Origin of the sequence: Mucilaginibacter mali (assembly GCF_013283875.1) — a bacterium.
Taxonomy (GTDB): Bacteria; Bacteroidota; Bacteroidia; order Sphingobacteriales; family Sphingobacteriaceae; genus Mucilaginibacter; species Mucilaginibacter mali.
Genome location: NZ_CP054139.1, coordinates 5,223,285 through 5,245,012, shown reverse-complemented (window position 1 = coordinate 5,245,012; position 21,728 = coordinate 5,223,285). Strand labels below are relative to the sequence as shown.

Sequence of the window (21,728 nt, the reverse complement as noted above, 5' to 3'; positions counted from 1 at the left end):
CTGCACATTCAGTCCCCCTTTAGAGAGTAATAGCCCATGATTAGACAACGTGCGATAAAAAGCGTGGGGCGTGGCGATTCCCTCCCATGGGGAGGGAACTGTCTAATCATGGGCTATTACCCTTTAGAGGGCCGGGGCTACACCCTCTTCATCACCACCACCCCATTATGCCCGCCAAAGCCAAAGGTATTGCTCATGGCCGCCTTCACGTTGTGCTGAATGGCATCGCCGGTTACAATTTGCAGGCCGGCAGGGATATGCGGATCGATAGTGGTAGTATTAATAGTTGGCGGAATTACGCCTTCGGTAATTGATTTTACAGCGATGATGGCTTCTATTGCTCCGGCCGCGCCCAGCAGGTGCCCGGTGATGGATTTACTGGCACTTACAAACAGGTTTTTGCTGTCGCCATAAACCGAATGGATGCCGATGGCCTCGCTTTGATCACCAACGGGGGTTGAGGTAGCGTGGGCATTCAGGAAGCCGATATCTTCCTTATTTAAACCGGCATCATTCAGTGCCGATTTCATGGCTTGTATAGCTCCCAATCCCTGCGGATGGGTGGCGGTTATGTGATAAGCGTCCGATGTCATGGCTGCACCGGCCACCTCGGCGTAGATATGCGCGCCGCGGGCTTTTGCGTGTTCGTATTCCTCTAAAACCAATACGCCTGAACCCTCGCCCATTACAAAGCCGTCGCGGTCAACATCAAATGGGCGCGATGCTTTGGTTGGGTCATCGTTACGGGTTGATAATGCTTTCAACGCGTTGTAACCGCCGATAGATGCCTCAGTAACTGGCGCATCCGAACCACCGGTAACGATGATCTTGGCTTTACCCCAGCGGATATAGTTCATGGCCTCCATCATAGCGGTGTTTGAGCTGGCACAGGCGGTAACCGTGGTAAAGTTGATGCCCATAAAACCATACTTAATAGATATCAAACCCGAAGCCATATTGATGAGCGTTTTAGGGATAAAGAACGGGTTGAAATGCGGCTGATGTTCGCTGGCATGATATTCAACCAATTGTTGTTCAAAAGTTTCGAACCCACCCTGCGCCGAGCCGAAGATCACCCCCACATCAAATGGCGACATGGTGCTGATATCGAAGCCCGAATCGGCAATGGCCTGCCTGGCGGCAATCAGCGCGTATTGCGAGTAGAGGTCGCCACGCTTAATATCGTTGCGGTCGAGGTCTAAAGCCGGGTTATAGTTCCGGATCTGCGAGGCGAAGCGCGTTTTAAACTTCTCGGCATCAAAACGGGTGATGGGCGCGGCGGCGCTAACGCCGTTCACTACATTGCCCCAAAATTCATTAATATTATTTCCGTTAGGGGCTATCACGCCCATGCCTGTAATTACAACACGTTTCATAGGGGCAAAGGTAATCAGAAAGTCGGGAAGTGCGCAAGACCGAAAGTCGGGAAGATGTTAGCGGTAATTTAACCCCAAAGGGCACAAAGCCTTTGTTACCGATGATTTAAGTTTAAAAACCGCTGTGTTCTTTGTGCTAATGAGTTTGCTATTTCTTTGTGAACTTTGTGGTTAAATTGCCTTAATAATATTTTTTAGCCCTCCCTTACGGGGAGGGTTTGGGAGGGGTAGAAATATTCGTTATCATTGTCGCTTATGGGTTTTTTGCAGCTGTCCGGTTTGGGCAAGGTTCATTTTCACGAATATGGCAGGGGGGCTAAACCCATGCTGGCTTTTCATGGCTACGGCATGACGGGGCGGCAATTTCATGTGCTCGATAAGTCGGTGATAGGCAAGTATAAGATCTATGGCTTCGATCATTTTTTTCATGGCGATAGTACACTGGAGGGCTGGACAGAAAAGCAAATTATTACCGGCATGCCCCGGCAAATGGCAAAGCTGTATCTGCTGGAGTGGTTTAAAAAATACGGTCAGCAAAAGGTATCGCTGATGGCCTATTCCATAGGTGCCGATATCGCCCTGATATTGCTGGAGGAATTTCCGGATTGGATTGATGAGATCATATTAATGGCCCCCGATGGACTGGCGCCGTACAAAGGGTTCCAATTTATACAACATAACTTCCTGGGCCGACAGCTATTCCGCAGTACTACCAAAAGCAAATGGATGGCGCCGTCGGCACTCAGGAGCCTGAAGCGGCTTGGGGTGATTGATGATAACCTGCATACCATTGCTTACAACGAAATTGACACACCCAAAAAGCGACTGGACGTTTATTACACGCTTAACCTCATTAAGCAGTTAAAGCCCGATACCGCTAAAGTGATCAGGGTGCTTAACCGGCACGATATTAAATGCGTGTTTATTTTTGGGAAAAGCGATCTGCTTTTCCCAAAAAGCGCGGCTATGCCGGTATTAAGCCAAATAAAAAGGGCCGAAATACATGAGGTGCCGATGGGGCACTGGCTGGTAACATCGCAATTAGACGAATATCTGCTAAATTGTCGTTGTATATGATCACGCATCGCCGTAACAATATTGCCCAATATCTTTTCCGCAAGTATGTGTACTTCCGTATGCGTACGCATTTCAGGGTAATACAGCATAATACCATTGATATTAAACCGGGGCATTCTGTTTTATTATTGTGCAACCATTTTAGCTGGTGGGACGGTTTTTGGTCTGATTGGATAACCGCCAAAGTGTTGCACCACAAATTTCATATCATGATGCAGCACGATCATATAGAAGCACGCAAATGGCTGCGATATATGGGTGGCTTTTCTATCGACCGTCATTCCAAAGAGGTGATCACTTCCCTTAATTATACAGCCGAATTATTGAACGACCCCAACAATATGGTCACAGTTTTCCCGCAGGGCGAACTGGTGTCTAATCATGCTACCGGGATCAATATCGAGCGCGGTATAGCCCACATCGTAAAAAAAATAAAAGGCGATTGCCAGATCATTTACTACAGCGCCTTTATCGAGTATTTTGAAAGCTTTAAACCATCGGTATATTTCCACCTGCTGGATTGTGGCACCAACCGCGACTTCGACTTTGAACGGCTGAAAGCGCAGATAAACGAACACCATAAAAAATCCCTTGAAGAACAGGTTAATGTGCAGCACTGATGCGGATGCAATAGAATTTTATGTAATATAGCGATGGGTTTAAACCCATCGCTACGGCAATAATTTTATCAAAGTGTTTATAGTACTGTCGGTCATCTTCTTTTTTATTATCCTGCGTTTTGTGGTCAGCCTGTTTAATTTCATGTCCGACCCAAAGTTGCGCCGCGTGCATAAGCCTTATCATAATAAGGTATCCATTCTTATCCCTGCCCGTAACGAGGCCCATAATATCCTTAACTTGCTGCGATCTATTCACGCGCAGGATTATCACAACTACGAGGTTATTATCCTTGACGATAACTCTACCGACGACACGCTTGCCCTCTGTGAGGATTTTGCGGCAAAACACCCCAAATGCAGTGTGATAAAAGGCAAGCCGCTGCCGCCGGGCTGGCTTGGTAAAAACTATGCCTGCTACCAGTTAGCCAAAAAAGCGCAGGGCGAATATTTATTATTTCTTGATGCTGACGAACAGGTAGCCGATGGCCTCATCAACAGCGCGCTGCACCGTATGCATTTGCGGGACCTGGGGATGCTAAGCCTTTTCAGCAACCAGGAAATGCACAGCCTGGGCGAACACCTGGTAGTGCCGCTAATGCATTATATTTTGCTTAATCTGCTGCCCCTGCAATTGGTATATCTGGTGAGGAACCGGGCCATTGCCGCCGCCAGCGGGCAGTTTATGCTGTTTGAAGCCGTGGCCTATCATCGCCACCAATGGCATCAGCAGGTAAAGCAAAAAGTAGTAGAAGATGTGGAGATCATGCGCCTGGTAAAAGAGGAAGGGTTGCGTGCGGAAACATTATTGGCCAATAGACTGATTAGCTGCCGGGCCTATACAGGTTATGAAGACGCGCTGAACGGCTTTAGCCGGGATGTGCTGGCCGCATTTAATTACAATGTGTTATCGCTGCTTGTATATTTAATGATATTGCTTGGCGGCCCGCTTATTATTCTCACCACGCTAAATACCGGGCTCATCGCGCTAATGTGCGGGTTGATCATCCTTAGCCGTATTATGATATCGCTTTCGGCCGGGCAAAGTGCGTGGAAAAATGTGCTGCTGCATCCTCTGCAAATGTTTAGTTTGATGCTGATCTCGTTTTTATCGATACAGCGGTATTTAACGAAGACTACAGTGTGGAAGGGTAGGCGGGTGTAAACTATTTCGTCATTGCGAGGTACGAAGCAATCTCTACACCCACCCAAAACCTTTATATTTGCCCTGTATAGCTTAGAGATTGCTTCGTTCCTCGCAATGACGAGTTTAGTAAACAAACACATCACCATGGATTTAAAACTCACCAATAAGGTAGCCATTGTTTTAGCTGCCAGCAAAGGCCTGGGACGGGCCATAGCCACGGCCTTATCTGCCGAAGGCGCAAAGGTTATCATTGGCTCGCGCGATGGGGCCGAACTCAGCAAAACCGCTGCCGAAATAAGTACACAGACCGGGAACGAAGTAATTGCTATGTCTGTTGATGTATCGCAGGCGGGTGAATTGCAGGGTTTTATAGAGAAAGCCGCCGCTAAATTCGGCCGTGTTGATATCCTGCTGAATAATGCCGGCGGCCCGCCATTTGATAAATTTGAAAACCTGGGCGACGAGCAATGGCAAAAAGCCTTCGAACTGAACCTGCTCAGCTTCGCGCGTACCAGCAGGCAGGTGCTGCCATATATGCAAAAAGCGGGCAGCGGGCGCATTATCAATATCATTAGCGGATCGGTAAAGTCGGTATTGGCGAATTCGGTACTGAGTACCAGTATGCGTATGGGCGTAGTAGGCATGGCCAAAATGCTGGCCGATGAATTTGGCCCATACAACATCACTGTAAACAACGTTGCCCCGGGGCTTATTCTAACCGATCGCATTAAACATACGTTCCCCAAAAATGCCGACCCGGAACTGGTAATGAAAGAAAAGACTAAAGCCATCCCGCTGGGCCGCATTGGCAAACCCGAAGAACTGGCCGCGCTGGTGGCTTTCCTGGCATCGGAGCAGGCCGCTTACATTAGCGGTACTACCATCCAGGTTGATGGGGGCGCAAGCAGGGGAATATTTTAAGCAGAACCCGTATAGCGCTTCGCCATGGTTAATTGGTTATGTGTTATTTAAATCAACTTGCACATTAAACATTAATCCGTTACTTTTGCCACTGTTATATAGCACAGCATATTATGTCACATCATCACACAGAAAAAAAAGCGAACGATTTTAACCTGTACTACCTGGTAGGTTTGGTATCGGGTATCCTTACCGCTGCTTGTATCGAAATTACATTCCTTTCTATCGTAATCGGCGCTGTTGTTGGCCTGTTGTTCACCGCGCTGTTTGTGAACGTATTGGTTAAAGGCCGTGTTGACGCCTGATCCGGAATTACCATCATTTATACGTAACTGGAACCAGTTTTACACCCTTGTGGCTGTATGGCTGGTTTTTTTAGTTTTTATATTCTGGCTCATTACCCTGTATTTTAAATGAGCTATATCGATTGGATAGTTCTTGTTGTTACCCTGCTCTCCATTGTGCTTTACGGCGTATGGAAAAGCGGCAGCAATAAAAATATCGATCAGTTTCTGGTCGGCAACCGCTCGTTGCCCTGGTATCATATCGGGCTGTCGGTTATGGCTACGCAGGCCAGCGCTATCACCTTTCTTTCGGCACCGGGACAAGCTTATACCGACGGGATGCGTTTTGTGCAGTTCTATTTCGGGTTGCCGCTGGCCATGATCGTGCTGTGTATCACCTTTGTGCCCATCTTCCACAAGCTCAAAGTTTATACCGCCTATCAATACCTGGAGCAACGCTTCGACCTGAAGACGCGCGCGCTAACCTCGTTGTTGTTCTTAATTCAGCGGGGATTATCTACAGGAATTACCATTTACGCGCCATCCATTATCCTGTCAACCATTTTAAATATCAACGTGGTGCATACTACCCTGTTTATTGGCGGGCTGGTGATATTTTATACAGTTTATGGCGGTACCAAAGCGGTATCATATACGCAACTGATGCAAATGAGCATCATTTTTTTAGGGATGTTTTTTGCCGGCGTGATGGTGGTAAAACTGCTGCCCAATGGCTCGGGCTTTACCAATGCCCTGCACATTGCCGGTAAAATGGGCCGCATGAATGTGATAGACTGGCACTTTGACTGGAATAACCGCTACACGGTTTGGAGCGGCCTGATAGGCGGGTTCTTTTTACAGCTCAGCTATTTCGGCACCGACCAAAGCCAGGTAGGGCGTTATTTAGCAGGCAGTACCGTAGCGCAAAGTCGCCTGGGTTTAATAATGAACGGCCTTATAAAAATCCCTATGCAGTTCCTTATCCTGCTGATAGGGGTATTGGTATTTGCTTTTTACCAGTTTAACCGGCCGCCCATGTTTTTTAACAGCTACGAGGTTAATCAAATTAAGCAAAGCCGGTACGCCCAAAGCTACAACGGACTGGAACAGCAATACGGCTTTTTTAGTTACATGAAGCAACAAAAGGCGGCAGTATTGGCTAATGCAGTAGAAAAAAGCGACAAGAACGAAATTGACCGCGCCACAGCCGAACTAAAAAGCGCTGACGAACAAACCACCATTATCCGTAACAAGGGTATTGCTTTAATGAAGCAAAATAATCCCACCGCCAATACCGATGATGCCAATTACGTATTCCTGAGCTTTGTAAAGCAAAACCTGCCGGTGGGACTTATCGGCTTGCTGATCGCCATTGTGTTCCTGGCTTCCATGGGGTCGACGGCAAGCGCGCTCAATTCGCTGGCATCAACAACGGTGGTGGATATTTATAAACGGGTCATCAATCCTAACGCCTCAGACGCGGCTTACTTGCTGGCATCGCGACTGGCAACGGTATTTTGGGGCCTGGTTTGCATCGGCATGGCTTTATTTGCCGGTAAAATGGGGAATTTGCTGGAGGCTGTGAACCTGCTGGGCAGTTACCTGTATGGCACTATTTTGGGGGTATTTGTAGTGGCCTTTTACTTTAAAAAGATAGGCGGGACACCGGTGTTCATTGCCGCGCTGATCACCGAGGCCATTGTTTGCTACCTGGGCTTTACCGATCGCGTCGCGTTTTTATGGCTGAACCCTATCGGCTGCTTTTTGGTGATCATCATTGCGGCGATATTGAATTATTTTATTACGCCGTTACAGGTGCAGCAAAAGCGGGCGTAGAAATATTGTAGGTGTAAAGATCCCGAACTTGTTTCGGGATCCCGTTTGCATGGGTTAAACGCTGCCACCCAGACCTATGTGGTGGGGTGCTGAAACAAGTTCAGCATGACATGTTTGTTTTTCCGCTGAAGCCTCACCCTGCCCTCTCAAGAGGAGAGGGTTCCAAAGTCTCCCCCTTTGGGGGAGATTTAGAGGGGGCTTTCATCGGCATGTCATAAAAACCATTAGAGGCCGCCGGGATTATATTACTCAGCATGACATTGAATTGGTGTTTTAAACCCTACCGCAAATAAACCGCGTCTTCGCCGCCTTCTTCGTTAAATACTACATCAACATGCTCTTTTAATACGGTAGAAAGGGCAATGCCGGCGTAGTCGGTAGTAACAGGATAGCTTTTGTGGTTACGGTCTACCAATACCACGGTGCGCAATTTTTTAAGCGGCACATCTAAAAACACGCCGAAGCCATAGGCCAGGGTTTTACCGCTGTTCAGTACATCATCAACCAGTATCACTACCTTGTTGGCGCAAACGGCCAGGTCGGTATCGGTTTTGGCCACCAGGCTGCTGCTTTGCTTTTCCAGTTCGATATTGATCATGATGCTTTTAAACGGCGCGATGGTGTCCAGTATCTTTTTTAACCTATCGGCTAAAAAGTTGCCCCGTGGCAATATCCCGGCAATGATCACTTCGGTCTCGTCAAAATTATCCTCTAATATCTGGTAGGCAATACGGTCAAGCTTTTGCTGTATTTGCTGATGGTTCAGTATCGGTATGCGTTTATCGGGCATGGTTTTCTTGTTGTAATGATGTAAAGTTACAAAGTTGAAAGGTTAATCTGTTACCTTCAGTAATGACAAAACTTTTAAACCTTGAAACATTACAACCTTGCAACCCCATTTATTCTTCTCCGTACGGGAAAAATACAAAATTGGCGCCCTCTGGTACAATGGCAAACACGCACATAAAGTCGTGCGGGTTTTTGTAGTTGTCGATAAAGCGCTGCCTGAGTATGGGTTTAATGATACCACGCTCTTCAAACTCTTCCAGGGTTGAGGCGTGGATGCTCCACTCGGTGTTCAATTCTTCTTTATCCAGCAGCAGTTCGCCCAGCGATAGTTCATGCTGGTGCGCGGCGAAGATGGGGTATTTAGATATGCCCTCCATCATAATTTCCAAAGCCACCTCGCGCAGCGATTCGCTGTACAGGCGCAGATCGACCCCCAGGCTGGCCAGCGGACTGTCCTTCTTTTCGCCGCCGCCGGTATTTAATAATTCTTCGCGTTCCATATTATGTCTTTTAATTTCTGCACCAATCTTACTGTGCAGACTCACCCCGACTACGCTACGCTGGTCGGCCCTCTCTTCGCTGCGCGGAAAGAGGGCAGGAACTATATCCTGTTACCTTGTCCCCTCTTTGCGCCGCAGGCGAAGAGAGGGTGGTCGAGCGAAGCAACGACCGGGTGAGTATTATCCTTTCAATTCCATCAGCACCACATTCTCCACATGCTGTGTATGGGGGAACATGTCTACCGGTTGTATTCTAGTTACGGTATACTTCTCCTTCAGCACCAGCAAGTCGCGGGCCTGGGTGGCGGCATTGCAACTTACGTATACAATTTTTGGCGCTTCTATCTCCATAAGGCGTGCCACCACATCGGGGTGCATACCGGCGCGTGGCGGATCGGTGATGATGACATCGGGTTTACCGTGTTCGGCTACAAAATCGGCGTTTAGTACATCCTTCATATCGCCCGCGTAAAATTTGGTGCTGGTGATGTTGTTAATGGCCGAGTTGATCTTCGCGTCCTCAATAGCTGATGGTACATATTCTACGCCCACCACTTCGCGCACACTGCCGGCCACGAAGTTGGCAATTGTGCCGGCGCCGGTGTAAAGGTCGTACACCAGTTCATCGCCTTTAAAACCGGCAAAATCGCGGGTGATCTCGTAAAGGCGCAGGGCCTGCACCGAATTGGTTTGGTAAAACGATTTTGGCCCGATGCGGAAGCGGATGCCGTTCATCTCCTCATGAATATATTCGGGGCCGCGCCAAACCAGTACTTCCTGGTCGAAGATGGTATCGTTCTTCTTTTCGTTAAGTATGTATAGTAAAGAGGTGATCTGCGGAAAATCCTTATCTACAAAATTCATCAGCAGGTCAACCTCTTCCTGGCTGGCAAAGGCGAAAACCACGATTACCATTAACTCGCCGGTTGTAGAGGTACGGATGATGAGGTTACGCAGCGAGCCGGTATGGTTTTTCAGGTTATAATAGCTGATGCCGTGTTGTTTGGCAAAGTTGTTAATGCTGTTACGCAGTTGGTTTGACGGATCGGCCTGCAGGTAGCAGTGGTTCACATCCAATATCTTATCAAAACGGCCGGGGATGTGGAAGCCCAGGGCGTTCATGTTCAGTTGTTCGTCTTCGCGGCTCTCGCCGTCGTACAGCCAGCGCTTGTCCGAAAAGGTGAACTCCAGCTTATTGCGGTAGTAACGGTCTTCGGGCGATGGAACGATGGGCAGCATACCGGTGGTATCTATTTTAGCCAAACGGCTTAGTGCATCGTTAACGGCCTTTTGCTTAAACTGCAATTGCGCGCTGTAGTCCATGTGCTGCCATTTACAGCCGCCGCAGGTGCCAAAGTGTTCGCAAAATGGGGTGGTGCGGTGGTCGGACGCCTTTTTTAGTTCAATGATCTTTCCCTCGCCAAAATTCTTCTTTTTGCGGTAGAGTTCCACATCCACCACATCGCCGGGGACGGCCTTATCTATAAATAAAACCATTTCGCCGGGCTTGCCTATGCCGCGGCCTTCTTCGGCAATATCAATAATGCTTACGTTTTCAAAAACCTCGTTGGGTGTTCTTCTTCTCATCAGGCTGCAAAGGTACGGGTATTTTATTTAAGCGCAATGCGGGCAAAAAAAGCCATATTTTGTTATATTTGAGGGAACACTAAACACCACCTGTTGAATCCGCCCGCAGCCCATCAGACTCATCAAGCCGATACGGAATTGCTGTTTACCCTGCTGAAGGTAACACAGCGGCTAAAGCGCGATTGTTACATCTGTGATATTGTATTACTGCTATATACCCTGTTTATGTACAACAAATACCTGGGTAACGATATCGAAATGTTTATTTATTGCGAGTTGGGGATGGTGATATTCCTGGGATTTGCGCAGTACCTGCTTATTGTAGCCAAAGGTAAATTCATTAACAAGGTGGTGGTTGAGATCGTCATTAGCGAAGGCATTATTAATTTAAAGACGGCCGCCTTCAGCGGGCCGTTCTGGTTTAAAAAAGAGAGCGTGGATTACCGCCTTAAGCAAGCCGATACCAGGGTAAGCCCCGTGGTTAACCCCTACCCGTCCATCTTTAAAAAGGATAAGCAGATCACCCTGCTGAAGCACAAAGCCACCGAGGTATATATTATCGACAGCTATTATACCTGGGAACTGGGCGAACAACTGTACGAGGGGAATTAATCAACCTCTTCGTTAATTTCGGGCAAATCTCCGGACAGATCTTCTTTAGGATGCAGGTTATATATCCAAACGCCGGCAACAGTACCTGCGGCGTACAGGGCTAAAAAGCAAACTTCATCTGAAACGGCTGGCTCTGCCAGTAATAAAAATGGAAAGCCGGAAAGCACCACGCAGATAATTGATAATGCCTGCTTTTGGTACTGATAATTTTCCGCATCCCAATTTCTTAACAAATGTATAGCCAACCAAAGCAATAACAGACTTGGCAACGAACAGATAGCCCCAACGAGGACAAGTAAGACGATGACCGACAGAAAGCTATAGCTATTATTTACGTAACACATGTATGCAGCAACTATTACCGGGCATGCCAGCAACGCAGTAACCCATATTTTTAGGGCGTATGATAAAGGGCGGTACATCTGTTTATGCAGTTAAAATGTTAAGCCCATTGCGCCAGCGCCGTACCGGTAATAGTATCCAGCGTTTTGGCGTATTTATACTGCATTTTTTTCAGATAGCCGCCAAAAGTATTACCGCCTGCCTTAAACAATTGCCGGTGCGCCACCCATACAATGCAGGCCACCGAAAAGAAGAAGTACTTATAAGCCGTTTTGCGCCAGGCCCGCGAAAATGCGCCTTTTCGGCTGTAAATAATGGCCAGCCGCTCGGTTTGGAAGGTGATATGATAGGCTTCATCCACCAAAATATCGGTGCAGATCTGTTTTAGCAGCAGGCAGTTGGTGGCATCCTTAAGGGCCTGGTAAAATATCTGCGCGGTACTTTCTACCACAATTACGGCCAGTGTCCATATTTCCATATTGGTGTTGAAATACCGCACGCGCCGGAAAAGCGTATCGCCCCAATCCTTTTTAACCCGCGGCTGGCCAATGGCGTCGAGATAAAAGCCCAGGTTGTTGCCGTGTTTTTGCTCTTCCTTAATAAACAGTTTCACGGCATCTATATAAGCCATGTCGCCAACCTGGTGCGCGTATTTGGTGGCCGCGGCAAGCAGGTGCCGCCCCTCAGATGTTTCGCCCAGTTGCCAGGCTTGCAGCGATGGTAATATGGTGGTCAGCTCCTGTTCGGTTAAACTTGGTTTTTGTTCCCAGTTTACTCTTTGTTGCAGGGCATTTGCCTTGAAGTGTCCTATCCAGTAATTGCTTGTTTTCATATGTGGTGATGTTTTGTTGTGGTTATGTAAGTTTCCGGGCAAAAGCATGGCAAGTGCCGGTTCGCTCCCAGCGGGGGGGTTAGGGAGGGGTTTCTGCGATATTGCATCGCGGTTAAACCCCTCCCTGCCACCGCACACCCCGGTCGCCCCTCCTCCCGATGGGAGGGAACCAGCACTTGCTCACACCTTTTGATGGTTATGATATGATTTAGGTGTTAATGCTGTTCAAAATTTATCCGCCTCGAGAAATACATCAGCGCGGCTACTACAATAAATAAGGCCAAACTGCCTACCATTAGCGATAGCTCTTCCAACTGCACCAGTACGTAGATAAAGCCGTAGAAAACGGTGAGTATCCCGGCAAACAGGGCCGCAGCGCTGCCATTCTTTAACAGCGAGCCCGTAAACCAGGCGATGAGCGCGATGGTAGCCGCCGACGATATCAGGTACGACCAGTTGAAGCCCAATTGCTCGGAAAAGGAGAGCAGCAGCGTGTAGTATACGATCATGGCCGCCCCGATGAGCGCGTAGTTGAACAAGTGGATGCGCTTTTTGCGGATCAGTTCGGTAAGGAAAAGAGAAACAAAAGTGAGGAGGATCACCAGCGTTGAGTATTTGGTGGTGCGCATCACCTTGCGGTATTGATCGATAGGCAATTGCAGCCTTACACCAAACGTTGCCTGCGCGCGCGACTTTCCGGCCGCCAGTACCGAATCATCGCCGGCCCATTGCTGCGGGAACGGACGCTTAAAATAACTCATCCGCCAGTTGGCCGTAAAGCCTTTATCGGTAATGTTGCTGTTATCGGGCGTACGGTTATCAAAATTGGGGTGCGCCCAATCGCTGTTTACTTCCACATCGGTGGTTTTACCGGTATGTAAAAATTGCAGGTTGTTGCTGCCCCTCAGATCGAGCTGATAACTAAAAGCGAAACCCTGGCCTTTCTGCAAGGCAAAACGCGCTTGCAAACCGTTGGCGAAGGGATTATGACCTGTCGCTGCGGGCTCGGTAGTATAATCCTGCCCCGCTATTTTAATTACGGGGGTATTCTTCAGGCCGTTCATGTCAGTTACGCCGAATACCAGCCGTGCCTTATCGTAAAGTACTGTAGCTTCGTCAATACCCAGGGCCTTCAGATCGGGCACCGGGAAATCACCCTGCAAATCTATCTTCGAATTATAAACAATGGCATCGTACACCCCTCTCGACATCGATTTGCCTTTTACATCGGCCTTTATCTTCAGGTTTTGCGGCAATACATACAGCATGTTGATCTCATCGTGCGTAGTGGTTTTTTTGTTAGCATCTGTTTCTTCGATAGATAACTTGTAGGGTATCGCCAATACCGGGCCTTGTATGGTTTGGTCGCCGGCCCATTCGTTACTTACCTGTTTAACCATTCCCTGCTGATAACCCTCGCGTTCGGTAACCAGATCCTGGATCCAGGCCGATGGGATAAGCAGGGCGAGTATCATTACCGCGATCACACCCGATTTGATCATGATGGCCGATCCCTCGTACCATTTCGATTGTTTTTCAATTGGTCCTATCATTGTTTTAAAGTTTAAATAAAAGTACTTTGAATTTCAAAGTTTATGGATAAAAAAATTTAGCTTACTTTTTGTTGTTTAATTAAAGCTTCCAGTGCGTCGAGGTGAGCTTTGAAGGCATGCTTGCCTTTGTCGGTAGCCTCGTAAGTAGTGTTGGGTTTACGGCCAACAAATGATTTGTTCACCACAATATACTCCTCCTTCTCCAGCCCTTTCAGGTGCGAGGCCAGGTTACCGTCGGTAACGCCCAGCAGGTCTTTAAGCGAGTTAAAGTCGTACCGCTCGTTCACCACCAGTATGCTCATAATTTGTAACCTTACCCGGTTCTCAAACGCTTTATCTAATTTATCGAAGGGGATGTTCACTTTTCGTATTTAAAATGCATTACGGCGCCGTAAATAATATGCAGTACTCCAAAGCCGGTAGCCCAAAACAGCAGGCCATAACCGGGAAACAATGCAGCTAACAAACCTAACAAAATTTCGTTGATGCCGAGGTATTGCACGCCCTTATAGGTGAAATTGCCCGCGCTGATCAGCGCAAGGCCATAAAATATCAATGCGGCAGGGGCAATGATACCGAAATAGCCTCGCCATATAAAAATAAGGATCAACAAGCCGCCGGTCAACACTGGTACGACCAGGTTAAACAACAATGCTTTACTGCCCGCGTTCCAAAATTTTTGACCTGAGCGACGGGCTTTGCGCACACTTAACAAAAAACCGGTCAGCAGTGATGCGCCAAGTACAGCTATAGCGATAAATAATAAGTCCCCAACGTTCGAATCGAGCAAATAATTTACCGAACGATATTCTATATGGTAAGTATCATGTCGCTCGCCGGTATAGATCAGGTAATATGCCAGCGCTGCCCCAATTAATGCATAAACACCCGCCAACACGCCCGAAAGCCCGCTAAGCGATAAAAATTTTGAAGAGCGCTCCATCAAATTACGGATGGATGCAAGGTCCTGGTGTGCCTGGTTTTGTTCCACTTGTGTAAAGTACTTTGTTATTCAAAGTAATGGATAAGAAATTGGATATGCAAATAAAATTTGAAAATAAGGTAGTGGTAGAGAATTAACCACAGAGATCACAGAGGTTTGCACAGAGGGCACGGAGCTAATCATGAACGAGATTAGGTTTTATGACCATTAATTTAAGTGGTATTTAAAATCTCTGTGATCTCTGTGCAAACCTCCGTGCCCTCTGTGGTTAAAAAATTACAGATTCGCCTTTATCAAAGCCTCTATCTTCTCATGCTCAAACCCGCCCGAGTAGATCACCTTTCCGGTTTTGTCAATTAATATCGCTGTTGGATAATAGCTTACCCCAATGCCTTTGCTCCAGCTAAGGCCGTTGTACAGCATTTTGTAAGCAGGCTTCTCGCGCTTGTAAAAAAAGGCGATCTCCTCCTTTTTATCGTAAGCGTTAATGCTCAACAGCTGAAACTTATCGCCGCCGTAGGTTTTTTGTAAGCGCCGCAATACCGGGAACGACTCCATACAGGGGCCGCAGTTCTTGATCCAGAAATCAAGCAGTACCAGTTTGCCTTTTACATCGGCGGCGGTTAGCTGCTTATCGGTCCCAAATTCGGGCAGGCCCCAATCCAGCAGTATCGCTCCGGTGGCTATCAGTGGTTCGCGCTTCTCCTGTTTTTCGGGCTGGTAATCTTTCAGGTAGGTAGTATAGTACCAGGAGTATTCATCGGGTTGTTTTGGGTTGGTGTTGATATCGGTAAAAACAACTTTGGTATTATAGCCATCCTTGTTGATATTATTGCGCTCAAGCACCTGGTAAGGCAGCCAGGTTTCGGGATCGATAACGATGCGATAGGAAATGGTAACATCCTTAGTAAAATGCATGGTGCTGCCCATGTACTGTAACGAACTGCGGTGCAGATCTACCTGTACCAGTTTATAGTTTTTACCGTCGATAACCGTATCGCGCTGGTGTTTGGGGATGGTATCGCTCTCTGCAATTTGCTGAGCGACGCTGCGAATAGTAGGGATGGAATTAAAGAAATAGGAGTTGCTACCAAACGACTTGGGGTCGATGCGCTCGGTTAAGGTATAGGTCTTTTTAGTTTTACTCAGGCCGAACGATTCGGTGCCGTTGTAAACGGAAATATAATCCGCCGCCTCCATCCGGAAGCGCGATACGCTGAGTTTATCGACCTGGTTAAATTCGATATAACAGGTGGCCGATTGCTTAGCGAAGTAGTTATCGGTAATGTTGTTGATCTCGCGGTACGAATTATAACTAATGGACTTTAACGATTCCAGTTTTTTCGCCATCGCTAAAAAAGCCGGTGGCGCGGAGTTTTGCTGTGCAAGGCTGATGTGCGGACAAGCGAAAGTAACGATCGCGGCAAAGGCTGCGAGGTGGTTTTTTAGGTTAGTTTTCATTTTGATGATTAAATTAAATGTACCCAAAAGGCATACAAAGAAAACCGCCTGTTGCATAGGCATTTGGGCTTTTAGACCGGCACCGCTGATAATTAGACGAACAATCGGAAAGCCGGCTTCGTCGAAAAAACGGGGAGTTTAGTCGAAAACGACGGTTACCATACCGGGCATCCCGCAAAATATCCCTTAAATTGCACCATGCACAATTGGCGCGCGCACAGGCAATGGAAATATTTAAGGATAGAGATCCTGTTCTTCGTCATCTTTTATTACCTGTTCCCCATCCTTACCGATGTAGAGTATAGCTATAACGAGCAGCACAACATCGCGCGCTTTAGCGAAAACTTGAATTTCGACCTGATCTTCGGCACTACTAACCTGATTGCCGGTTTGGTTTACTACCATATCGTGCGCCATGCGCTCAGGGTTAAAAAAAACTTGCAGTTTATTTTGTATACGGCGCTGTTCCTTGCCGGTATGCATTATTATATGCGGGGCGTTTACATCACTGTTGGTCATATAAATTGGTTCCCCGAAAAGATCCGGCATGATGCCCTGCGCTGGGCTAAGGCCGATGTGATCCACTTCAGCGTCATCTATATGTTCCGCGAGTTTTTGTGCATCGGGGCGCTGGCTTATTTTATCTATTCGGCCAAACAGGATGATCAGATGCGCCGGCTGAAGGAAGAACAATTGCTTACCGAACTCAACTATCTGAAGGCCCAATTGCACCCGCACTTCTTCTTCAATACACTTAATAACATCTACGCGCTGGCCCTGAAGCAGTCTGCAGATACTGCCCCACTGGTAGCCAAACTGGCCGATATGATGCGCTATATTTTGTACGAAGCCGAAAACAAAGCTGTACCACTAAGCAAGGAGATCCAATTTATAACCGATTATATCGATGCCGAAAAGATCCGCCAGCACGAGGGGAACAGCATTAACTTTGATGTGCAAGGTATCAAACCTGGTGCACAGATCGCGCCCCTCCTGCTATTACCCTTTGTTGAGAATGCCTTTAAGCATGGCTTACATCAAGAAACGGGAGATGGCTTCGTGAATGTCATTATTTTTCAAACGGAAAATGAGCTGGTGCTACAGGTTAATAACAGCAAGCCGGTCGCGGCAAAAGCGGGGCAAAAAGGTATCGGCCTGCAAAATGCCCTTAAACGCTTAAATTTGTTGTACCCAGGTAAACACGTGCTGAATATTAAGGATGAAGCCGATACTTACCAGTTAAACCTTAGTCTGCAAATGTTATGATCAGGTGTATTATAGTTGATGATGAACCACTGGCGTTGGAGATCCTTGCAAGCCATATCGCGCAATTTCCGCAGTTGCAACTGATCCGCCGTTGCCGCAACGCGCTGGAAGCCTTCGATGCCATCCATACCCAACAAACAGACCTGGTATTTCTGGATATCCAGATGCCATCCATCACCGGGTTAGATTTTGTGCGGTCGTTAAAGCAGCCACCCATGATAGTTTTCACCACCGCATATGCCGAACATGCCCTAACCGGTTTTGAATTGGACGCGGTAGACTACCTGCTGAAACCTATCACCTTCGAGCGCTTTAGTAAAGCCATTGATAAGCTGCTAAAAATAAAGCAGCCCGATGCGGAGGCCACTAAAACCTACACCTATTTTAAGGTAGCCGGTAATCTGGTGAAGATCAATCACGATGACCTGTTGCTGGCCCAATCGGTAAAGGACTACGTCCACCTGAAAACCAAACAGGGCAACCACCTTACCCACATGACCATGAAAAACCTGGAGGCTTTATTACCTGTCGATACTTTTATGCGCGTACACCGCTCGTATTTGGTAAACCGGCAGGCCATCACCCTGCTTGGCCGCCAGCACTTGGAAGTTGGCGATGAGCGGGTGCCGATCGGGGAGAATTACAGGGTGGGATTGTAATCTTTTTTGTCATTTCGAACGAGCGAAGGGTGTGCAGAAGTTGGGGCGAGAGAGAAATCTTATACGTGCGAAAAGCGAGCCGTACAAGATTTCTCTTCCACGCTAACGCATATCCCCCTCCCGTGTTCGTTCGAAATGACAATGTTTATTTACGGACAGCAATACGCCACATTCCTAAAACAACCGTCCCATCCCCCGTGTTATCTATGATATAAACACAAAGCAAAAAATTATGGAAACTACTCAAAATACAGCGCCGGTAAACGGCAGCGATGGCGAATACACATTTACCATCAACTATGCGGGAAGGGAGTTGGAATGCCGGGTAGAAAAAAACGACGATATACTGGACGTGCACATGGAAAACCTGGATGCCAAGCTACAAATTGAACCCGATGGCACCGTGCACCAAATTGGCGGCAACGCGCTGCCCGAATCTAACATCGAATTTATTAAAAAGGAAGTATTGGGGCACGAGGTGTAGACCTCTCCCCGGAAAGTTCCCTCCCCCTGGGAGGGGCGCGATAGCCTGTGAAGTGGCAGGGAGGGGTTTCTTCACGATGTATTAACGTATAAACCCCTCCCTGCCCTCCCCAGGGAGGGAACCGAACTTTTCTGCTTTACCCCAACACCTCCTCCAGCACCTCGTGCGAGTGGATATTACCGAAACCCTCCACATGCAGGGCGTAGTATTCCAGTATTTTATTCAGCAGGTAGCGGCGTTCATCGTTTTTTAGGTTGATGCTATCCATATCTTCAAAGCCAACCCTTAATAACCGGTAAAAACTGCCGGTGTGCGGGGGCGAGAGATAATTCCAGGTCTCGGGCTTGTATTTAGTGAAAACACCGTCTTTCATATCAAAGTAATCGGCGCCGTCGGGTTTGTTCCGGTCGGGATAAAAGCCCAGGTAGCGGCTCAATCGTATTAAAAAGATCAAATGAAAATTAGCGATGCCGCTTGTTTGCTGATCAAGCAGTTCGATGGCGTGGAAGATAAAGTTAAACAAATGCTCATCGGCAGCTTGCTGTTTAACCGAGCGGTACAGTACTTCGTTCAAAAACATCACAATGCTGCTTTTAATTACATCGTACGGAATGCTTTGCAGCAGGGGCGCATTCTTTAATTCGGCAATGCGCTGCACAGCGCCGGTGTTTTTATGATAAGCCACCATATCCAGCAGGTGCAGTGGCTGCAGCATGTTGCGATGGATCTTGGCCTTTGGCTTTTTTGCGCCGTTAACGATGTATGATTGCAGCCCGAATTTTTCGGTGTACACCTGTGTGATCACACTGTTCTCGCCGTAATCGGTTACTTTAAAAACAATGCCACGGGTTTTATGCAGCATGTATCAGGGCTAATATCTTGGGTAAAAAAATAATGGTGCCGGTTATCAGCGCGAAGATGGCCGTTACCAGCACCCCACCGGCGGCAACATCCTTTACGTGGCCGGCTTTTTTATTATACTCGGGCGATACCAGGTCGGTTAGTACTTCGATAGCGGTATTGAATAATTCGGCGGCCAGTACCAGCGCCATACAGAAGATGATCCAGATCCATTCGTTAGCCGATACATGCAAGGCATAGCCTAACAAGGTAGCCGTTAGTGATGCCACCAGGTGGATCCTGAAGTTAACCTGCGTGGCCGTGGCATAGCCTATCCCTTTAAAAGCATAACCAAAGCCACGTATCAGTTTTTTCATGGCGATAAAGATACGAAGCCTAATGAGTATTCGAAACAATGCAGAAGCGTGGGCTGCCATAAACGTTACTTGTATACCATATCATAACCGCTTGTCATTTCGAATGAACAGTAGTGGCCATGTGCGAGAGGGGTGAGAGAGAAATCTTATGCGCGCAGCCTGTCTTATGTATAAGATTTCTCTTTCGTCCCAATGCCCTATCCATCCCCGCTCTATCAAATGACAAATTGTTAGTAAGAGCGTGTTGAAATAATCCAAACTTTTCTCCGTAATTTTACAACCGATATGGGAGCATACAATTTACAGGTAACTATCGATGCCGATTCGGGCTTTTGCTTTGGCGTGGTTTACGCTATTGATATGGCCGAAGATATTTTGGCCGAAGACGGCTACCTGTATTGCCTCGGCGATATCGTCCATAACGACGAGGAGGTAGAACGCCTGAAAGCCAAGGGCCTGCGCATTATCGACCATAGTCAACTTAACGAACTGCATAACGAGAAGGTGCTTATCCGCGCCCATGGCGAAGCGCCCGAGACTTACCGCCTGGCCATGGAGCATAATATCACGCTGATAGACGCGTCGTGCCCGGTAGTGTTGAAATTGCAGAACCGTATCAAGGCATCGCACGATAATGATGAGCAGATCGTCATCTTCGGTAAGCATGGGCATGCCGAGGTAATTGGCTTGCAAGGCCAAACCAATGGTGAAGCGATGGTTTTCCAGGATATTGCCGAATTGGACGCGCTCGACCTGCCGCAGAAATTTACCCTGTATAGCCAAACCACCAAAAGCACCGATAAATTTTACCAGATAAAAGACCAGCTACTGGCCAAAGGCTTCGAGGTGAAAGCTAACGATACCATTTGCCGCCAGGTATCCAACCGGGATAAGGACCTGCCCGAGTTTGCCAAACAGTTCGATCAGGTGGTATTTGTATCCGGCAAAAAGTCATCAAACGGAAAGGTATTGTTTGAAGTTTGCCGCAAGCATAACGCCAATACGCATTTTGTATCATCGGTTGATGAACTGCACCCCGAGATGTTTCAACCCGGCCAAACTATCGGTATCGCAGGCGCTACTTCTACGCCAATGTGGCTGATGGAGTTGGTAAAGGCGCGGTTGGAGAGTTATTGATCTTCATAACCGGGGCCGGCACGGCACTTATATTCAACCGGCTACCTTTCACTTGTAGGGTAAAAAGCAACATCTATAAAAAAGCCCGGCAACGTGCGTTGCCGGGCTTATAAAATGCTCCGTAATTTTTGCTGTTTTAGTTAGCCGCCAGTAAATCGGGGCGGTTTATCCACGCGTAATTGTTTTTGTAGCCGTAATTATCAGGCTTGTTAATAATAGCCTTCATGGCCAGTAGTTTATACACATAGCTACCGGTTTCGGCGTTAAGGTGCATAAAATAGTAATTACGCTTTTTGTTTTGCCTGATGGCGCGGTTTAGCTTAATGGTACCCAGGTTATAGGCCGCGGCCGTAAGGGTCCAGTTGTTATACTCGCCAAATAATTCGCGCAGGTAAATACAGGCTGCTATGGTAGATTTACGCACATTAAGCCGCTCATCTACGTTTTTATTTACCTTCAGGCCATAAGTGCGCGCTGTACCGGGCATAAATTGCCACAATCCGCGGGCGCCTTTTACAGATGTTCCCGAACTTAAACCCGATTCTACCAGTGGGATATACTTAAAATCTTCAGGAATACCATAGATCTTCAATATCGGTTCGATGATCGGGAACAACATTTTGGCCTTTTTATGCAACACATCCGAACCTATATTGCGATAGCTGTTCGCGCGTATAGAGCGATTAAGCTTGCGGGTAACCCCTGTATTGTTTACCGGAGTTGATTCATCGGCAAAATTAATTTCATCATTGGCATCTTTATTGTACCTGATGAAGAGAGGGATACTGTTGACTGCTTTTTCGTCGACAGTAGTAGTGGTAACGGATACTGCTTTCCTCTTAAAGTTTGTACTGCAAATAAACAGCTGAGAAACGATAAACAGCACCAAAATTACGGAGCACGTAATTAAGTGTTTTTTAATCATTCGTGTTTTTTTAGTGAACAAATAAGCTATAAAGCGCTGCAAAGATACGGATATTATTCAGAATATCAAGCACTTGCAAAAACGAGGGCCATTTTGGGTGTTTTCACCCGGCCGTTTTCCGGTCTTTACAGTTCAGAAAGTCAAACATTTACAGTGTTAAAAT

24 protein-coding genes are annotated in these 21,728 nt (G+C 47.3%); 11 read left to right on the top strand and 13 right to left on the bottom strand.

Annotation, left to right across the window (positions count from 1 at the left end; translation table 11 throughout):
• Positions 1-137: 137 nt before the first annotated feature.
• The gene (fabF, locus tag HQ865_RS22210; RefSeq protein ID WP_173417007.1) at positions 138-1,376 is read right to left on the bottom strand and encodes a beta-ketoacyl-ACP synthase II; all 1,239 of its coding nucleotides are present in this window, start codon (positions 1,374-1,376) and stop codon (positions 138-140) included.
• Between the two features lie 255 nt (positions 1,377-1,631).
• Here fabF and HQ865_RS22205 point away from each other — a divergent pair, with 255 nt between their 5' ends.
• The 6 genes from HQ865_RS22205 to HQ865_RS22180 all read left to right on the top strand — a co-directional run bounded on the left by HQ865_RS22205 (position 1,632) and on the right by HQ865_RS22180 (position 7,258).
• Complete coding sequence (locus HQ865_RS22205) at positions 1,632-2,453, top strand: alpha/beta fold hydrolase (RefSeq protein ID WP_173417006.1); 822 nt, start codon at positions 1,632-1,634, stop codon at positions 2,451-2,453.
• On the top strand, positions 2,450-3,073 hold the full coding sequence (locus HQ865_RS22200) for a lysophospholipid acyltransferase family protein (protein ID WP_173417005.1): 624 nt from the start codon (positions 2,450-2,452) through the stop codon (positions 3,071-3,073). Before HQ865_RS22205 ends, HQ865_RS22200 begins: the two co-directional genes overlap by 4 nt.
• 73 nt (positions 3,074-3,146) lie before the next feature.
• Entirely contained in the window at positions 3,147-4,235 is a 1,089-nt protein-coding gene (locus tag HQ865_RS22195) for a glycosyltransferase (protein WP_237073546.1), read from the top strand.
• Between the two features lie 126 nt (positions 4,236-4,361).
• Positions 4,362-5,138: an SDR family oxidoreductase gene (locus HQ865_RS22190; RefSeq protein ID WP_173417004.1), complete on the top strand. Its 777-nt coding sequence runs from the start codon at positions 4,362-4,364 to the stop codon at positions 5,136-5,138.
• Between the two features lie 113 nt (positions 5,139-5,251).
• Positions 5,252-5,443: a hypothetical protein gene (locus tag HQ865_RS22185; RefSeq protein ID WP_173417003.1), complete on the top strand. Its 192-nt coding sequence runs from the start codon at positions 5,252-5,254 to the stop codon at positions 5,441-5,443.
• A 108-nt stretch (positions 5,444-5,551) separates the two neighbouring features.
• Positions 5,552-7,258, top strand: a complete 1,707-nt coding sequence (locus HQ865_RS22180; protein WP_173417002.1) for a sodium:solute symporter — start codon at positions 5,552-5,554, stop codon at positions 7,256-7,258.
• A gap of 280 nt (positions 7,259-7,538) precedes the next feature.
• Here the strand turns inward: HQ865_RS22180 and HQ865_RS22175 are convergent, their stop codons facing one another.
• The 3 genes from HQ865_RS22175 to rlmD form a co-directional block, all read right to left on the bottom strand.
• Positions 7,539-8,048 carry a phosphoribosyltransferase family protein gene (locus HQ865_RS22175; protein ID WP_173417001.1) on the bottom strand — a complete coding sequence of 170 codons (510 nt, stop codon included), beginning with the start codon at positions 8,046-8,048 and terminating at the stop codon, positions 7,539-7,541.
• 109 nt (positions 8,049-8,157) lie between these two features.
• Positions 8,158-8,547 carry a hypothetical protein gene (locus HQ865_RS22170; RefSeq protein WP_173417000.1) on the bottom strand — a complete coding sequence of 130 codons (390 nt, stop codon included), beginning with the start codon at positions 8,545-8,547 and terminating at the stop codon, positions 8,158-8,160.
• Between the two features lie 180 nt (positions 8,548-8,727).
• Positions 8,728-10,134, bottom strand: coding sequence for a 23S rRNA (uracil(1939)-C(5))-methyltransferase RlmD (gene rlmD, locus HQ865_RS22165; RefSeq protein ID WP_173416999.1), 1,407 nt, complete (start codon positions 10,132-10,134; stop codon positions 8,728-8,730).
• 93 nt (positions 10,135-10,227) lie between these two features.
• On the opposite strand from rlmD, the gene HQ865_RS22160 reads away from it, so the two are divergent.
• On the top strand, positions 10,228-10,746 hold the full coding sequence (locus tag HQ865_RS22160; RefSeq protein WP_173416998.1) for a hypothetical protein: 519 nt from the start codon (positions 10,228-10,230) through the stop codon (positions 10,744-10,746).
• Here HQ865_RS22160 and HQ865_RS22155 read toward each other — a convergent pair.
• The 6 genes from HQ865_RS22155 to HQ865_RS22130 form a co-directional block, all read right to left on the bottom strand.
• On the bottom strand, positions 10,743-11,168 hold the full coding sequence (locus HQ865_RS22155) for a hypothetical protein (protein WP_173416997.1): 426 nt from the start codon (positions 11,166-11,168) through the stop codon (positions 10,743-10,745). The genes HQ865_RS22160 and HQ865_RS22155 overlap by 4 nt on opposite strands.
• A 20-nt stretch (positions 11,169-11,188) precedes the next feature.
• Positions 11,189-11,920: a ferritin-like domain-containing protein gene (locus tag HQ865_RS22150; RefSeq protein WP_173416996.1), complete on the bottom strand. Its 732-nt coding sequence runs from the start codon at positions 11,918-11,920 to the stop codon at positions 11,189-11,191.
• A 215-nt stretch (positions 11,921-12,135) separates the two neighbouring features.
• Entirely contained in the window at positions 12,136-13,473 is a 1,338-nt protein-coding gene (gene creD / locus HQ865_RS22145; protein WP_173416995.1) for a cell envelope integrity protein CreD, read from the bottom strand.
• A gap of 56 nt (positions 13,474-13,529) precedes the next feature.
• Positions 13,530-13,835 carry a winged helix-turn-helix domain-containing protein gene (locus tag HQ865_RS22140; RefSeq protein WP_202020416.1) on the bottom strand — a complete coding sequence of 102 codons (306 nt, stop codon included), beginning with the start codon at positions 13,833-13,835 and terminating at the stop codon, positions 13,530-13,532.
• Positions 13,832-14,464: a hypothetical protein gene (locus HQ865_RS22135; protein WP_173416994.1), complete on the bottom strand. Its 633-nt coding sequence runs from the start codon at positions 14,462-14,464 to the stop codon at positions 13,832-13,834. Before HQ865_RS22135 ends, HQ865_RS22140 begins: the two co-directional genes overlap by 4 nt.
• A 228-nt stretch (positions 14,465-14,692) precedes the next feature.
• Positions 14,693-15,877, bottom strand: coding sequence for a TlpA family protein disulfide reductase (locus HQ865_RS22130; RefSeq protein WP_173416993.1), 1,185 nt, complete (start codon positions 15,875-15,877; stop codon positions 14,693-14,695).
• 198 nt (positions 15,878-16,075) lie between these two features.
• Between HQ865_RS22130 and HQ865_RS22125 the strand changes: the two genes are divergently transcribed.
• The 3 genes from HQ865_RS22125 to HQ865_RS22115 all read left to right on the top strand — a co-directional run bounded on the left by HQ865_RS22125 (position 16,076) and on the right by HQ865_RS22115 (position 18,286).
• Complete coding sequence (locus tag HQ865_RS22125) at positions 16,076-17,143, top strand: sensor histidine kinase (RefSeq protein ID WP_173416992.1); 1,068 nt, start codon at positions 16,076-16,078, stop codon at positions 17,141-17,143.
• Positions 17,140-17,802, top strand: coding sequence for a LytR/AlgR family response regulator transcription factor (locus HQ865_RS22120; RefSeq protein ID WP_173416991.1), 663 nt, complete (start codon positions 17,140-17,142; stop codon positions 17,800-17,802). The genes HQ865_RS22125 and HQ865_RS22120 overlap by 4 nt, the downstream gene beginning before the upstream one ends.
• Before the next feature lie 232 nt (positions 17,803-18,034).
• Positions 18,035-18,286: a hypothetical protein gene (locus HQ865_RS22115; protein ID WP_173416990.1), complete on the top strand. Its 252-nt coding sequence runs from the start codon at positions 18,035-18,037 to the stop codon at positions 18,284-18,286.
• A gap of 136 nt (positions 18,287-18,422) precedes the next feature.
• On the opposite strand, the gene recO is transcribed toward HQ865_RS22115, so the two are convergent.
• Both recO and HQ865_RS22105 read right to left on the bottom strand, forming a co-directional pair.
• Positions 18,423-19,148 (bottom strand): DNA repair protein RecO, encoded by a 726-nt coding sequence (gene recO, locus HQ865_RS22110; RefSeq protein WP_173416989.1) that lies wholly within the window; start codon positions 19,146-19,148, stop codon positions 18,423-18,425.
• On the bottom strand, positions 19,138-19,503 hold the full coding sequence (locus HQ865_RS22105; protein ID WP_173416988.1) for a diacylglycerol kinase family protein: 366 nt from the start codon (positions 19,501-19,503) through the stop codon (positions 19,138-19,140). Before HQ865_RS22105 ends, recO begins: the two co-directional genes overlap by 11 nt.
• Before the next feature lie 285 nt (positions 19,504-19,788).
• On the opposite strand from HQ865_RS22105, the gene HQ865_RS22100 reads away from it, so the two are divergent.
• Complete coding sequence (locus tag HQ865_RS22100; protein WP_173416987.1) at positions 19,789-20,640, top strand: 4-hydroxy-3-methylbut-2-enyl diphosphate reductase; 852 nt, start codon at positions 19,789-19,791, stop codon at positions 20,638-20,640.
• Positions 20,641-20,776: 136 nt separating this feature from the next.
• Here the strand turns inward: HQ865_RS22100 and HQ865_RS22095 are convergent, their stop codons facing one another.
• Positions 20,777-21,565, bottom strand: a complete 789-nt coding sequence (locus tag HQ865_RS22095) for a lytic transglycosylase domain-containing protein (RefSeq protein WP_173416986.1) — start codon at positions 21,563-21,565, stop codon at positions 20,777-20,779.
• Positions 21,566-21,728 lie beyond the last annotated feature (163 nt).

Bases quoted from the DNA above. Each gene is read 5' to 3' on its own strand.
- fabF (WP_173417007.1), bottom strand. From the start codon at position 1,376: ATGAAACGTGTTGTAATTACAGGCATGGGCGTGATAGCCCCTAACGGA.
- HQ865_RS22205 (WP_173417006.1), top strand. From the start codon at position 1,632: ATGGGTTTTTTGCAGCTGTCCGGTTTGGGCAAGGTTCATTTTCACGAA.
- HQ865_RS22200 (WP_173417005.1), top strand. From the start codon at position 2,450: ATGATCACGCATCGCCGTAACAATATTGCCCAATATCTTTTCCGCAAG.
- HQ865_RS22190 (WP_173417004.1), top strand. From the start codon at position 4,362: ATGGATTTAAAACTCACCAATAAGGTAGCCATTGTTTTAGCTGCCAGC.
- HQ865_RS22185 (WP_173417003.1), top strand. From the start codon at position 5,252: ATGTCACATCATCACACAGAAAAAAAAGCGAACGATTTTAACCTGTAC.
- HQ865_RS22180 (WP_173417002.1), top strand. From the start codon at position 5,552: ATGAGCTATATCGATTGGATAGTTCTTGTTGTTACCCTGCTCTCCATT.
- HQ865_RS22175 (WP_173417001.1), bottom strand. From the start codon at position 8,048: ATGCCCGATAAACGCATACCGATACTGAACCATCAGCAAATACAGCAA.
- HQ865_RS22170 (WP_173417000.1), bottom strand. From the start codon at position 8,547: ATGGAACGCGAAGAATTATTAAATACCGGCGGCGGCGAAAAGAAGGAC.
- rlmD (WP_173416999.1), bottom strand. From the start codon at position 10,134: ATGAGAAGAAGAACACCCAACGAGGTTTTTGAAAACGTAAGCATTATT.
- HQ865_RS22155 (WP_173416997.1), bottom strand. From the start codon at position 11,168: ATGTACCGCCCTTTATCATACGCCCTAAAAATATGGGTTACTGCGTTG.
- HQ865_RS22150 (WP_173416996.1), bottom strand. From the start codon at position 11,920: ATGAAAACAAGCAATTACTGGATAGGACACTTCAAGGCAAATGCCCTG.
- creD (WP_173416995.1), bottom strand. From the start codon at position 13,473: ATGATAGGACCAATTGAAAAACAATCGAAATGGTACGAGGGATCGGCC.
- HQ865_RS22130 (WP_173416993.1), bottom strand. From the start codon at position 15,877: ATGAAAACTAACCTAAAAAACCACCTCGCAGCCTTTGCCGCGATCGTT.
- HQ865_RS22125 (WP_173416992.1), top strand. From the start codon at position 16,076: ATGCACAATTGGCGCGCGCACAGGCAATGGAAATATTTAAGGATAGAG.
- HQ865_RS22120 (WP_173416991.1), top strand. From the start codon at position 17,140: ATGATCAGGTGTATTATAGTTGATGATGAACCACTGGCGTTGGAGATC.
- HQ865_RS22115 (WP_173416990.1), top strand. From the start codon at position 18,035: ATGGAAACTACTCAAAATACAGCGCCGGTAAACGGCAGCGATGGCGAA.
- recO (WP_173416989.1), bottom strand. From the start codon at position 19,148: ATGCTGCATAAAACCCGTGGCATTGTTTTTAAAGTAACCGATTACGGC.
- HQ865_RS22105 (WP_173416988.1), bottom strand. From the start codon at position 19,503: ATGAAAAAACTGATACGTGGCTTTGGTTATGCTTTTAAAGGGATAGGC.
- HQ865_RS22100 (WP_173416987.1), top strand. From the start codon at position 19,789: ATGGGAGCATACAATTTACAGGTAACTATCGATGCCGATTCGGGCTTT.
- HQ865_RS22095 (WP_173416986.1), bottom strand. From the start codon at position 21,565: ATGATTAAAAAACACTTAATTACGTGCTCCGTAATTTTGGTGCTGTTT.